At 44.1% G+C, this 13,678-nt stretch carries 14 protein-coding genes; 4 read left to right on the top strand and 10 right to left on the bottom strand.

What is annotated here, in order from left to right:
* Positions 1-136 precede the first annotated feature (136 nt).
* Positions 137-550 carry a PaaI family thioesterase gene (locus BCT11_RS06130; RefSeq protein WP_038870903.1) on the bottom strand — a complete coding sequence of 138 codons (414 nt, stop codon included), beginning with the start codon at positions 548-550 and terminating at the stop codon, positions 137-139.
* 295 nt (positions 551-845) lie between these two features.
* Between BCT11_RS06130 and BCT11_RS06125 the strand changes: the two genes are divergently transcribed.
* Positions 846-2,606, top strand: a complete 1,761-nt coding sequence (locus tag BCT11_RS06125; RefSeq protein WP_102387644.1) for an ABC transporter ATP-binding protein/permease — start codon at positions 846-848, stop codon at positions 2,604-2,606.
* 284 nt (positions 2,607-2,890) lie between these two features.
* On the opposite strand, the gene BCT11_RS06120 is transcribed toward BCT11_RS06125, so the two are convergent.
* The 5 genes from BCT11_RS06120 to BCT11_RS06100 all read right to left on the bottom strand — a co-directional run bounded on the left by BCT11_RS06120 (position 2,891) and on the right by BCT11_RS06100 (position 7,232).
* Positions 2,891-4,048 (bottom strand): lipase family protein, encoded by a 1,158-nt coding sequence (locus BCT11_RS06120; RefSeq protein WP_102387643.1) that lies wholly within the window; start codon positions 4,046-4,048, stop codon positions 2,891-2,893.
* A 9-nt stretch (positions 4,049-4,057) separates the two neighbouring features.
* Positions 4,058-4,609: a carboxypeptidase-like regulatory domain-containing protein gene (locus BCT11_RS06115; protein WP_042602833.1), complete on the bottom strand. Its 552-nt coding sequence runs from the start codon at positions 4,607-4,609 to the stop codon at positions 4,058-4,060.
* Positions 4,610-5,584: 975 nt separating this feature from the next.
* Positions 5,585-6,043 (bottom strand): hypothetical protein, encoded by a 459-nt coding sequence (locus BCT11_RS06110; protein ID WP_009704523.1) that lies wholly within the window; start codon positions 6,041-6,043, stop codon positions 5,585-5,587.
* Between the two features lie 112 nt (positions 6,044-6,155).
* Positions 6,156-6,347 carry a hypothetical protein gene (locus tag BCT11_RS06105; protein WP_009704524.1) on the bottom strand — a complete coding sequence of 64 codons (192 nt, stop codon included), beginning with the start codon at positions 6,345-6,347 and terminating at the stop codon, positions 6,156-6,158.
* Between the two features lie 198 nt (positions 6,348-6,545).
* Entirely contained in the window at positions 6,546-7,232 is a 687-nt protein-coding gene (locus tag BCT11_RS06100) for a glutathione S-transferase (protein ID WP_102387641.1), read from the bottom strand.
* A gap of 252 nt (positions 7,233-7,484) precedes the next feature.
* On the opposite strand from BCT11_RS06100, the gene BCT11_RS06095 reads away from it, so the two are divergent.
* The gene (locus BCT11_RS06095; protein WP_102387640.1) at positions 7,485-7,877 is read left to right on the top strand and encodes a hypothetical protein; all 393 of its coding nucleotides are present in this window, start codon (positions 7,485-7,487) and stop codon (positions 7,875-7,877) included.
* 17 nt (positions 7,878-7,894) lie between these two features.
* On the opposite strand, the gene BCT11_RS06090 is transcribed toward BCT11_RS06095, so the two are convergent.
* A complete protein-coding gene (locus BCT11_RS06090; protein WP_102387628.1) occupies positions 7,895-8,899 on the bottom strand; it encodes a metal-dependent hydrolase in 1,005 nt (334 codons plus the stop codon).
* A gap of 284 nt (positions 8,900-9,183) precedes the next feature.
* On the opposite strand from BCT11_RS06090, the gene BCT11_RS06085 reads away from it, so the two are divergent.
* Together BCT11_RS06085 and BCT11_RS06080 are read left to right on the top strand one after the other, a co-directional pair.
* Positions 9,184-9,975, top strand: a complete 792-nt coding sequence (locus BCT11_RS06085) for a CLCA_X family protein (RefSeq protein WP_102387627.1) — start codon at positions 9,184-9,186, stop codon at positions 9,973-9,975.
* Positions 9,976-10,089: 114 nt separating this feature from the next.
* Entirely contained in the window at positions 10,090-11,421 is a 1,332-nt protein-coding gene (locus BCT11_RS06080; protein ID WP_102387626.1) for an MFS transporter, read from the top strand.
* A gap of 39 nt (positions 11,422-11,460) precedes the next feature.
* Here the strand turns inward: BCT11_RS06080 and BCT11_RS06075 are convergent, their stop codons facing one another.
* From BCT11_RS06075 to BCT11_RS06065, 3 genes are all read right to left on the bottom strand, one after another.
* Positions 11,461-11,943 (bottom strand): tetratricopeptide repeat protein, encoded by a 483-nt coding sequence (locus tag BCT11_RS06075; RefSeq protein WP_102387625.1) that lies wholly within the window; start codon positions 11,941-11,943, stop codon positions 11,461-11,463.
* A 63-nt stretch (positions 11,944-12,006) separates the two neighbouring features.
* The gene (locus BCT11_RS06070; RefSeq protein ID WP_045417948.1) at positions 12,007-12,510 is read right to left on the bottom strand and encodes a YgjV family protein; all 504 of its coding nucleotides are present in this window, start codon (positions 12,508-12,510) and stop codon (positions 12,007-12,009) included.
* Between the two features lie 185 nt (positions 12,511-12,695).
* Positions 12,696-13,517: an alpha/beta fold hydrolase gene (locus tag BCT11_RS06065; RefSeq protein ID WP_102387624.1), complete on the bottom strand. Its 822-nt coding sequence runs from the start codon at positions 13,515-13,517 to the stop codon at positions 12,696-12,698.
* Positions 13,518-13,678 lie beyond the last annotated feature (161 nt).

The following is a 13,678-nucleotide window of genomic DNA, read 5'->3' as shown; positions in this document are numbered from 1 at the left end:
GTTCTTCACTCACTGCCACACAAGTAAAGAGTGTGAGTTGACCAAATAGGTTGACTCACCTCCCTATCCCTTCGTTACGACCGCACCTTTTAAACTCTTCTCATGACTTACTGCTGTACTCAAAAAGTTAGCAATATTAGACATCAACAGCCTGCCGCATAAACTTGGCTTCTGCCTTTGAGTAGCACTGCTCACCAACATAGATTTCGCTTTCTAGCAAATACATGCCTCGCTTACTCTTGATGCAATGTGCTTCCACTCGGATAGAACTATTGAGAGGGATAGGTTTGATAAAGCGCACCTCCAACTTAGCCGTCATAGCGCAGATATCTTGTGCGAAAAGGCAGTGTGTCATAGCAGTATCGTGCAGCGCACTGATGGCACCGCCTTGCATCACGCCTTCATAACCTTGAACCTTTTCTGTCGGCACGATTTGCCCTTGCACGCCACCACTCGGCATTGCCGTAAATTGAATCGTATCGTGTGCGTTGAAAAACGGCTGGCAGCAGACTGCGCAATGTTGGTGGTTTTTAGGAGCGTGAATAGACATAAGTACCTCTGCGATTGAGATTGTCTGTGGAACAAAACAGAATGAATAAAGAGAACAAAGAAAAGAAGCGTTAGACTTGACGAGCAACTGACATGGTGAATTCCTTTATCTACTTAGGCTGTCACTTTATGCCCTGTAATTAGCATATGCCAATAATAAAAAGTGAGAAATTAGGTTTCATCGGTTGAATGCCTCCGCCAAAGAATTTCTCTCTTATCGAATCTGACTCACCACTGGTTTCACGTACCAAAGTCGCTTACTATGCCAAGTACCTATAACGCTTTGTGAGCCACTCATGAGCAGTAAAAATAATAAAAATCTCAGCATTCTTCTTAAACTCAACACCTTCGTTTCACCTTATAAATGGCGCGTTGCTGCGGCTTTAGTTGCCCTCATCGCAACAGCTAGCCTGACGCTATCCGTCGGTTACGGCGTACGCATTCTTATAGACCAAGGCTTTGCTCAACAATCACTGCAAGAACTCACCAATGCGATTCAATTTATCGTCGGTGTGACACTGTGCATCGCAGTGGGGACTTTCTTCCGTTTCTATCTGGTTTCTTCTGTGGGCGAACGCGTCAGCGCGGACATTCGTCTTGCGGTGTTTAACCATGTGATTACGCTGCATCCTAGTTATTTTGAGACCAATAGTAGCGGCGATATTATGTCTCGTCTCACCACAGATACGACGTTGCTGCAAAGCATTATTGGTTCGTCGTTTTCTATGGCGATGCGCAGCGCGCTTATGTGTGTTGGTGCGATCATCATGTTGTTCGCAACCAACTTTAAGCTCACTTTGATTGTGCTGGCTTCTGTGCCATTCGTACTGGTTCCGATTTTAGTTTATGGAAGACGAGTACGTGCCCTATCACGCCAAAGCCAAGACACCATGGCCGACGTCGGCAGCTATGCAGGCGAAGCGATTGAGCACATCAAAACGGTTCAAAGCTTTAGCTCAGAGCAACATGAACGCGCGGCGTTTGCTGTCGAGGTAGAAAAAGCTTACGAAGTTGGGAGACAGCGAGTAAAACAGCGCGCGATTCTGATTTCTGGTGTTATCGTTATCGTGTTCAGCGCCATTGCTGGCATGCTTTGGGTCGGCGGAAGTGATGTGATTCACGGCAAGATGTCTGCCGGCGATCTAGCGGCATTTGTGTTCTACGCCATCATGGTTGCGTCTTCCATGGCAACGATTTCCGAAGTCATGGGGGAACTGCAAAGAGCCGCTGGTGCAACAGAAAGGCTGGTTGAGATCCTTCAAGTGGAAAGCAACATCAGCGCACCAAGCAATCACCTTCCTATTACCGATGACATGCCAGCGGAAGTGACGTTTGATTCAGTGAACTTCAACTACCCTTCTCGCCCCGACCAACCCGCTGTCAAAGGGTTAAACCTGACCGCCGAGAAAGGTAAGGTGTTGGCTTTAGTTGGCCCTTCTGGCGCTGGTAAAACGACCTTATTCGAATTACTGCAACGCTTCTACGACCCACAACAAGGCCAAGTATTGTTTGGTGGAGAAGACATTCGACAGTTCGATCCGAATGATCTTCGCCGTCAAATGGCATTGGTTCCACAGCAACCCGCTTTGTTTAGTCACGATGTATTCCACAACATTCGTTACGGCAATCCAGACGCTACTGACGAGCAAGTGATTGAAGCGGCGAAGAAAGCACACGCGCATGAGTTTATTGAGAAGCTACCGGACGGTTACCATAGCTTTTTGGGTGAGCGTGGCGTGAGATTGTCTGGCGGTCAAAAACAGCGTATCGCGATTGCTCGTGCGATTCTGAAAGATCCAAAAATCCTTTTGCTTGATGAGGCCACCAGCGCGCTGGACAGTGAAAGTGAACATCATGTTCAACAAGCACTTGAAGCATTGATGAAAGACCGTACCACACTGATCATTGCTCACCGACTTTCAACCATCCAACACGCCGATAAAATTGCGGTGTTAGACGGCGGCGAGTTGATTGACCTTGGCAACCACCAGTCGTTAATGCAAAGCTGCGAACTCTATCAGCGCCTTGTCGCGTTGCAGTTTAAGCATTTGGAGTAACAGCGGCTTTTTATTAGTTAAGAAGTAAAACAATACTGCTAAGCCACTCCACAACAACAGAGCGAATCCTCACAATACCAAATGTGCGAAGTTAATACGTATAGTCCTGCGGCAATCAGGAAGCTGAAGGAATTAAGTACTTCGAACATTATTGTGAGGATCGCCTCCCGTAACTTCCTCGATCTATGCACCTTCTAATTTAGAAAACAAAGTAAGTACGCTATCGCAAGAGCACGTCCTAAAAGTTACTGTTAAGGCGTTTGCCCTATCTCAAATTAATCCGCTCAACCATTAAAACGCTTAATCGCCTCATTTACACCTCGATATAGACGTCTAAGCATCTTATTGAAAATCTGCCTAATTGTTTTATAAGTCAAATCTATAACAATTGAGCTAGCCGCACCTGAAAATACCAACATATGACCAAGTAATCCTTTTACTTGGGATGCTGCTGTTTTTCCTGCTTCAGCTATTTTTACCAACGTTTGTGCAATAAAGTCGTACAGCGTCGCACCTGAGCTAATCGCTCCTTGAGCAGCAACTAGCGAATAGTACCCAGTATCCTTAAGTAAGGTGATTAAAGCAGCGCTTAAACGGTCAGTCCAAAAATTACTATAGTTAGCCTGATTACGTTTATTATAATCCAGCCGTACTGGGAGAAGAAAATCACTAGCCGCCCTTTGTAACTCCTGCCAATCTTCGCCCTTTGCTGTCGCTAGATATCCTGGAACAGCTCCTTGATCAGGATCCATGCCATGGGCGCTAGTGCAAATGCCTTGCCCACTGTCGAGACGAAACTCAAAGCCTTTATACGGCGAATGAAAAAAGGGCCAGAGTGGTACTTTGGGCACCACATCCGCGCCATGCGTACAGCGATAAATATCATTGATTCTGTTTGTATTTGCACTAGCAAAACCTGACAAGCCCACCCTAGGTGCACCAAACGTGTACAGTTTCACGTTATTGCTATAAGAGCTAGTTGCGACCCAGTCGGCAGTCAACGTAGCCAAAGCCCCGCCTAAACTATGTCCAATGCAATGCACAGTTCCTATCTTTGAATTTTTTCGCCATTCATCTAAAAACTTTTGTAATTGTGGGCGTAACAATGAAAATGTACGCTGAAAGCCAGCATGAACTGCTTGTCCATTGGCACTCCCTTTCAAACCAATTTGTAAGTTAGTTCCCCAATCATGACCTGATGTCATTTTAGTTCCGCGAATAGCGATAATAGCGTCTCTACTATATGGACCATCACCGTAACCTAACGCTGCAAACCCCGTCTCTTTATTGAAAAGATAGCCTCCCGTTTTACTAGTCAGATTATCTTTACTTTTAAAATACCTACGAACAGAAGGTGGAGGGGTGACACTACGCTGTTGCTCTCGTATAGAATATGCGAAAAAAGCAAGTTCCGAGGCTAGCTTTGGAGAAAGAGTTCCCATTTTAATCCCTTAAATTAGTCCATTAATGTTGCCGTATTTTTCTAGATCTTGAAGTTCACCAAACGCTTCAATATCAGCAGCTTTCTTTTTCTCTATTTCTGAGCGAACAGGCCACCTGCAGATGCTTACGATCGTGTAATTAACTACCCCACTTGGAAAATCAGAGTTGTAAATATCAACAATTTCTTCCTCGTTAGCTAAGTCACAGTTTAATTCCGAGAGCATTTCAGAAAAATAAGAGTTATGTGTTACACCACGAGAGTTTGCATCCCAAAGGTAAGTTTCATCCTTATTCGTATTGTTTCGATTAGCGTCAATACGAATACCTTGCCAAATAACATTGGTTCTCAATGGGTTGTTAGCATGAAGTGATTGCATAGTTAGCTCTGGAAAGCTAAAGTGCCCCTCACTATCGGTTGTTGTATAGTCGTGAATCTCACCATCCGTTATATCGATAAACTCATAACTTCGCTTCAGCTTAATACCAACCAACGGTTTGCCATTGTCAGTGATCCGTCCACTTACTGCTGGAAATAGCTCGACGGTTTCCTTTTTAAACATTTCTCTCTCCAATCCATAGGCTTCAAATGCAAAAGATAAGAGGAAAATAACAAGCACTTGCGATGAGGGACTCTCAATTATACGCATCACACCACATAACCAATCAGTTGCATTTGAGATGATACTATATACTACATTCTGTACTATCAATGCAGATGTACTTTAGAGGCATCTTCATTTGAATAATTCTTAATTTTTGGACTACATAGATCTTTGGAATAGTGTTGTCTGTCGAAAATCCAGCACGCCGATAAAATTGCGGTGTTAGACGGCGGCGAGTTGATTGACCTTTGCAACCACCAGTCGCTAATGCAAAGCTGTGAACTCTATCAGCGCCTTGTTGCGTTGCAGTTTAAGCACTTAGAGTAACCTTCAATAAAGCCCGCAAATTTCAGCGGGCTTTGTTTTCAATCCCTTTTCGCCAACACATCAACAACAAGAACCGCCGTCCTAGTTTTACCAATGGATAGAGCGTTGATTCTGGCTTGTCATTATCAACTCCACCAGCCTTTGAGCCTTCGTTCAGAGTTCAACTTACTGATCCGAATCAGCATTAACACCTGTATTAAATATGAAATGCTAACTTGAGAAAGCGACACAAATTGTACTATGCCCGTCCGCTCCAAAAGCATAGAAAGAAATGACAAGACTCAACATAGTAATCTTCGGCACTGCGCTAGTATCGGGCTGCTCAACAACTGAATTATCAGCGAACATATCTAAACCATCCTCCATTATCGAACAAAATATATTTGTTACTTCCTGGGGGCAGCCTGTCGATCTAGATTCCATAGAATGCTTTAAAGATTGGGTTCCATTTATTTTACAAACTAAGCAACACTCCAACGGACGGAAGGTCTCTATAGTAAAGTGTATTCCTTCAAATGCTTGACGATACAACAATGTGGTTTTCCCACGAAAAAGGCGAACCAGTTGGCTCGCCTTTCATGCTATATCTTTTATCCTCAGTAAGACTTAGCCTTCTGGGTTTTCCTTCGCGTTGATTTCCGCGTACGTGTGTAGAAGCTCTGTTAGCGTCTTCACCCATGCGAATACGTCTGTCGGTGTGTTTTGTAGCAGCTTTTCTACTTGCTCACAGTGCGTTTCAAGTGTGATGGCTTCTTCTAGACGGAATGAAATTGCGTAGAAGTGCCAAAGCACAAGACGCGTCATACGCTCGCTGTTTTGCTTCGCGTTGTCCGAATCATCAAACGCTTGCTGAATTTCACTTAGTGCGATTGCGGTCATGCGTAACATCGCATCTAGGCGCGCTGACAACATGCGGTCTTCACTGTCTACTTCTTCTTGGTCGAAGGTAAACAGCTCGTTCATCACATCTTCTGGCACCATTTTACTGATCATGCGAGCACTAAACTCTTCCAGTTCATGGCGCGGCATAGTCACAAGACAATCGAATGTGTAATCACGAAGCATAAAATCACTCTACATCAGTTATTAACTTTTAGTTTGCGCATTCTAAGGGCTGTGATTTCAATTACCACTTTTTATTTGTTTGGATGTGCAGATAAAACCTAGTAGCAGCGCGTTACTCTGAGGATTTGCTTTTTTGAAAGTACTGAACCACTTTCCAGATCAGGAAGCCTGCGACACCGACTAGCAACACAGAACGAAGAAGAATGGGCGCATCGTGTTCAAGTTGGCTTGCGTGAGGGACAATACTTGCAAACAAACGACTGGTAAAAAGCAGCCCCATCACCAACATAACAATCTTGTTCATACGCGCTACCTTTTAAATTCAAGCACTGCGTACTAAACGCAGCTATCGAGTTGTTTGCTAATTAAGAGCCTTGGCCCTGAGTGAACGTAAAAGGATGCGCGTCGTAGGTGTGATCGTCAATGGATGAGGCAGTAAGCTAATATTGCAAAAGTGAAGATGCGCTCGACGATTCCGCCCAAATAGCCTTAAGAACAGCGCTTAATTGCCAAAGTATTGCTCCTCCCGAGTGTCTAACCACAAGTCATAGTTTTTCATCACTTTGGAGAACTGAGGACTTTGAATATAACCATTCAGCCACGCTTTTAAGTTTGGGTAAGGGCTTTGTCTAAACCACTGTTTATCGATGCGGGCGTACTTACGGATGAAAGGCAGAATTGCGATATCGACCAAGCTTTCTCGCTCTGAAAACAAAAAGGAGTGCTGCGTCAAAAGAGACTCAAGCTTGATGAGTCCCCTTTCACACTCTTTACGCAGTTCATCTGCATTATCTTCATGGTAACGCTTCGCACATCCAAAAGCGTTCATCGCGGGTACAAAGTGCGATTCAAACTCTCCAATCACTTCGAGCATTTTAGGCAATGCTTCTGGATGGCTGCTATTCAAAAGATCATGCGGATCACATTCAGAAAGCGCCCAAACCATAATGTCTAAGCTTTCTTCAAGTATCTGTTTTTGAGGTGTAGTGTCCATTTGAGAACGGTTGGGAATGACTAGTACAGGCACACTGCCTTTCGGCGAAACCTCTAGCATTTCTGATGGCTTGTTATCGAGTTTGATAGAACGAATAAGCACGCATTGCTGGGCTTTGAGCAACGCAAATCTTGCACGAATCGCGTAGGGGCAATTGTGCAAAGAATAAAGAATGAGTGCCGTACCGTTCGTCATATTTAATTCCATCAAGCCATTGCCTTTACTTCTAACTATTACCGTCTCATCTAACTATTTTCCTGTCTAGCTCTTTCAATTTCAGAGTAGCAAGTTCTGCTTTTTCTATTCCATATAGAAATTATGAATCTTCATTTGAAATTACATTACTTTCAAAAATAGGAAATCAATCTGGAAAAAGTTCACCGCATTTTGTGGTGCGGGCTGTGGTTAAAATTACCGTGAAATCCAGTAATACAAAGTAACGCCATTATGAACAACGAAGCAAAACAACTTTTTCATCACCTCTGTAAGCAATACGATGAGTTATCTAAGGACTTCGAATCTCGTCCTTTCCCTGAGTTTTCAGAAACCATTACTCACCCGTTGGGTTACTGCTTTGTCCGTTGTCCTGTGGGGAGTCAGCGCTTTTCCATTGTGTCGATCAACTTTGATCCTTCGGTACGTGGCCAAGGGGTTTTAACGGCGTTTATCAACTACGTAAGAAACAACCCGTATCACTATCAAGGTGTTGAAGTTGCCATCATTGAAAACAAGAACCTAGCAAAAAGACTGCTGTCTCTTGGCTGGGAATACAAATCCTTGTTTAGCAAACTTTTCTTCTCCAAAAAGCCAACATTGATTAAAGACTTTCAGTGCGCTTAATTACTCTTGAGTCACACTTAGTCGTTGCCTTTCAGCATATCGATAAATGCTTGTCTTGATTCTTGCGAAGTGTCTCGATGTGTCGTGTAGGCCACATGGGTGTTTTCATCGGCGGATTGAGAAAGCTCAATGCCCCACAAGGCTTTTATCTGGTTTGGAACCATTGAGTAACGCACGTCTATAATGCGCCTTTCATCGTCTGGATCACGCGCGACAAAGCCATCAGAGAACCAACGAAATCGCTCAATATCTAAGGCCTGCTGCGATGTTGAGCTTAACCAAGGGAAGTCTTTACCGACGTCCAGTTTGGCAACCGACTCTCCAGAATAGATTTTGGTAGTCGTCCCTACTCTTATGGCATCCACGTAATACTGGCCCTCGGCTTCGTAGATGACTTTCCAAACCAAACTATTCGCGAACGTAGGTTTGGCCTCTAAGCGCACTGGAGCATGTTGCCTTGCTTGTGCAAGCTCCCATCCAGCTTCTTCTGCCCTGTCTCTTTGAATCATGCCGAACGTAAGGTAAGCAAACGCCCAAACTATCGAGATTCGTGCATACCAAGGGTTAATTTTCAGCAAAACAAACACGACGCCGATTAAAACAGGAAGCGTGAATGCAGGGTCAATAACAGAAACTGTATTCCACGCATACCGCTCGTTGGTAAACAGCCACAAAAGTTGAGTTCCGTAACTAGTGCACGCATCCAATAAACCGTGTGTGGCGTAGCCAAGTGCACAATACCACCAGCTTTGTGTGAACGATAAACCAAGCCTTTTAGCAAAAAGTGGATAGAGAACTAAAGCACAGAGCAAGCTGCCAATAGGAATAAACAGCAACGAGTGGGTGAACTGTCGGTGATATTGCAAAAACAGCAGCGGATCATTGGAAGAGCGAATCAATATGTCCAAATCTGGGGCCATACCAGCAAGCATTCCAAGGCCCCCTGCCGCCACCAAGTGTTGTTTTTTGCTTACTGATAGAGACAATGACGCCCCAACCAACCCTTGCGTTAACGGGTCCACAGCGAAATCTCCCAATCATGCTTAAAAACCAGAAATGTTTGCCACATAAAATATCCGTATTTCGATGACTCGACTCCATTGGGTGGAATCACATCAAAGCTATTGAAAATCAAAGCGAATAAAACGAGTGTTAATTTTAGTGTAGATGGATTGGACAAGTTCGCGAGCCTGCGTAAAACGAGATATGACGAAATCTCTGACTCTGCCTTCTATTGCGGTATAATCTGTCGTCTTATGTTTTGAGTATAAGTTTCCACTCCTTCAGCACCACTTCGAGGCATGTCTTGCAGTTAACCAGTTTTAAATACAAAACGCGTAAAGGCCCTGATTATCGCCATGGCGACCAAGTGTCGTTTGTCGACATCAAAGAGACATTTGGCATCGGCGGAATTCGTATTGGTAAGTGGGTGAACAAAGAAGAAAAAGATCTCGCGGCAAACTTAATATTCGATTCTCTCGCAGACTTAGCGTACATCCTTGCGCTACCGCCTTCGGCGATTGGACTTCGTGGTAATTTGAGCCTTGCTTTTGGTACTGGTGGCCGCAAAGGGGTTCAAGCACATTACGCACCAAATCAACGTGAATTAGCCTTAGCAAAGAATGCAGGTGCTGGTGCGCTTGCTCATGAGTTTTGGCACGCGTTCGATCATTACATTGCCGAGAAAGCTTTCGACATTGGCGATCGTTCAGGGCCGCAGCGCCAAGTCTTATTTGCGAGTGATTGCTGGTTGAAAAATGCGGATCATTTCCCGCACCCACTCAACGAGCGATTACTGAAGATTTTTGACGCCACATTGCTCACGCCAGACGGACAAGATAGACATGACTATGTATCCCGAAGTGTAAAAGCAGACCAAGCGATGGGGTCGAGCTACTTTTCGCAACCCACCGAGATGATGGCACGAGCATTTGAAGCCGTTGTGGAGTCTTGTTCCGGTATAGAAAACGCATACCTAGTTTCTGGCACAACAAAGACGGACAACCTGCCTCTTTACCCAGATATCGCACACAGAGACGCGATATATGAAGCGCTTCAAGCGTATTTTCGTCCACTGGGTGACGCGTTGAGTCGTTAACTAAGGAATAGCGACTATTCAGAAAAATCTCGCGATTTCAAAGCACAAACCTTTCCCATCAATCTAAAAAAGGTTTATACATAACGTTATGTTATTCATATTGCTGAATGTTTCATGACGCTGAAAGAAATCCTTAAAATCCGTAACGTTCGCTGCTTCCTCATGTTCCGAAGCAGTTACTTTGCGCGCTTCTATTACCCCGTATTCACCTTGCTCTATTTGGATTACGGATTGACGCTGTCTCAATTCGCCATGCTCAATGTTGTTTGGGCAGCTACGATTGTACTTGCGGAAGTCCCTTCCGGCGCTTTTGCCGATACCTTGGGGCGAAAACGACTGGTGGTGTTGTCCTCCATCGTCATGTTCATCGAAATCGCAATGATCGCCTTTGTCCCTACAGGGAATCCCACTTTTGTTTTCGTTGTGTTTTTGATTAACCGAGTGCTGAGCGGCTTAGCGATGGCGTTAGCAAGTGGTGCGGATGAAGCGCTGGCTTACGACACATTGAAAGAGCAAGGCAAGGAAGAGCTGTGGCCGAGAGTGTTGCAGATTCAACTTCGTATTGCTTCGAGCGTTGGTATTGTGGTCACACTTGTGGGTGCTGCCATGTACGACGTGAACTTTATGGCCAACGTGTATCAGTTCCTTGGATTCGACAGGCCAGAAACCACACAAGACATCATGCGCATCCCTGTTTACGCGACTTTGTTTGTTGCGTTGATCGCTATCTACGCCGCATTCAGCATGAGAGAAGAGAAAAAGGTAATACCAAGCAGTGAAAGCAAGTTAGCTTCAACCATGGCCAGCATGAAGCTCACACTCAACACCGCCAAGTGGGTATTGTCTACGCCTTACGTACTGTTCATTCTGCTCTACTACAGTTTGTTCGAGCACACTTCACGAATGTTTTTGACCATGAACAGTCAGTACTACCGTGCGATTGATATTCCAATTATTTACTTTGGTTTAATCGGCGCTGGCATTAGCCTCTTGCAGATTATCTTAGCTGGCCAAAGCCGCCGTTTGGCAGAGAGCATGGCACCGAAGACGTTCATTTTAGTCATGGGCATCGCAACGATGGCCACCTATTACTGGATAAGCTTAGGCTGGTCTATATACGGGGTGATTCCTGCGCTGATTCTGATCTTTATTATCATGACGATGAACATTTTCATCAGCTATCACTTGAACAAGAAAACAGAATCTCACAACCGAGCAACAGTATTAAGCTTCAAAGGTTTGATGTTTAACTTGGGTTACGGCTTGATAGGTATGCTCTATGCCTACTACTACAAACTGCTCTCGCAAAACTACACCGAAGCACAGATAGAACAACACATCGACTTTATCGCATCGCTGTCTTCGTTCTTCTACTATTTCACGTTCTTGTTCATCGCTATCAGCGTCTATTTCTATATCAAAGATAAAAAGCAGGAGATCTTTTAGATCGCCTGTGCCATTGTCTGTTTCACTAACTATCTACTTTTACCATGTTCTGTCTAAGTCTTTTGCATAAAGAGATATCGCACGCTGATACTCTTTAATCGCCTCACTGTTCGTGGTTGAAAGCAGCAACTCTAATAACAACGAAGTCGCTTCTTTATGGCGACCGAGGTTGTATAAGCACATCGCGTAAAACGGTTGAACTTCGAGCGCATTTGGGTACTCATTTATGGTTTGCTCAAAGTAACTCAGTGCTTCTTGGTATTTTCCAAGACTACGGTAGGTACTCGCTAAACCAAATAAGGCATCAAACCTTTCATCGACAGTAAGTATCCCCGCAACAGACGCCGTATAGTGCTCAATAGCCTCTTGCTCTTTGCCTTCATTGTCGTATGACCAAGCAATATGCAGGTGTGCTTTTGCAGCGTAGTTTTCATCACTAAATAACGGAGTGAGTAACGATCTAGATTCCTGAAACTTTGATGCTTTACGTAACTCGATTGCCTGCTTGATGACCGATTCCATCACCTTCTCCCTTGGCGTTTATATATCTCGTGTTTATGACATAGATAACATTAAATCACATCATCATGCCAGTTGAGGTTTCTTAACATAGTAGCGGTAATAACCCACAAGATTACTGGAGATAAACAGAACTTCCATTAGTACGGCTGTTGGTGAGCCAATAAGGTAGTTGTGAAGCAACCAGAAGGATGTGCCGACAATCATCAGCTGACGCAAGCGACGATCATCCTCTTGAAATGCCGCCACTGTTTGAAAGACAGAACCAAAACAACTCACGATGCTTGTCACACCCGTAAATGTCATTCCCGTCGCAATAACAGACGCTCCGCAGAAGAAGTACTTTAACTTTGAGGATGTTGAGAAGATGCTGGTCAGATAACGCAAAGTAGCGATACCCATTAAAGAAGCCCCTGTCCATTGTTCTAATAATGCAAAGTGACTTGATATTAAAACGCCTGCACAGAATAAGCTGGCAACAATCTTCTTTCTCTCTTTAAATTGAAACGACAACAAATCGAAACAAATAGCAATTGCTACGAGTACCTGTGACAAGAAAAACGCATCCATACATACACCTACAGTTACAAATTGTTACAACTGGCGCAGCGTATGATCGACTTAAAACTGATACCACTATCTTCGTGCTACAAGATCATTAAATGTGAATGTCGTTCACAAGTATGGCGTGCTAAATTCGAAAAGAGCGGACGAAGAGAAGCCTCTTTCAAGGCTTCACGACCTTGTAAATAATACTAGCTCACAGTCGCAGTAATAAACTTATCGATCTCGGCATAAAAAGTCTTAGGGTCGTTCTGAACCCAATGGTTAGCACCTTCGAATGCAACATTGTTAATCGAAGAGATAAAATCGATTGCACGATGGCATCCCGCTAAACTCTGTGTTCCCCAAAAATAAACTTTTGGAATCGATAAGTTCTCATAGATTTGCCCCCACTCCACAACACCTCTTCCATCCTTTGTATTGTGTTGCGCATAAATCTCACTGGCCGTTTCACCCAATACTATTGGTTCACACCGCCTCAATGAGGAAAGGTATTTTATACCTGCTCCATGCTTCCAAGACATCGCAAAACGCTTTGCAAAACCTTCTCCTTTGACCCACTCTTGGAATTCAGGCTTATTTAGTTTCACGTAATGCTCAGCGATGATTTGGGATAAGATAATACTCTCCTCATGCAATCCACCTTCAGCATTAATGAAGCCGCGTATGACGCCTTTACTGTCGTAGTGACACACTAAAGTAGATGTATCACCACCCCAAGAATGCCCCAGAAGGAAGCATTGTTTTATATCTAACTCCTCTAAAGCCTTTAAAATTCGTTTGGCTTGAACATCCGTTGCATGAGATATATTGGAAGCTGGAGAATAACCATAACCACATAAATCAAACATGACTAGGTTGTAATTAGGTAGCCAATCCAGAGCATCGGCGAAGCACAAATGTGATTCCCCCAAACCATGGATAAGCACTAATGTTTCTTGAGATTCTATAATTGGAGTAGACAAGCAATACAGCTCGTCACCTTCGATGTCTATCCACTGTTCTACTAACACACAACCCTCGCGTTTCGACTACTGAACTAGGATTCATCATAACGAATTGACCTAGCAACGAAAGGTGTGTTTTATAAAAACCTGCAAATTTGCAAAGCAGAGTTATCTGGCGATCTATCCCATGAACGCGTTCTCGGTGATGTCGATTTGTCGATTTGTCG

The sequence above is a fragment of the Vibrio sp. 10N.222.52.B12 genome (assembly GCF_002875385.1).
In the GTDB taxonomy this organism is placed as follows: Bacteria; Pseudomonadota; Gammaproteobacteria; order Enterobacterales; family Vibrionaceae; genus Vibrio; species Vibrio jasicida.
The sequence above is the reverse complement of the archived record's forward strand: the minus strand, read 5'-3'. Positions and strand labels throughout refer to the sequence as shown.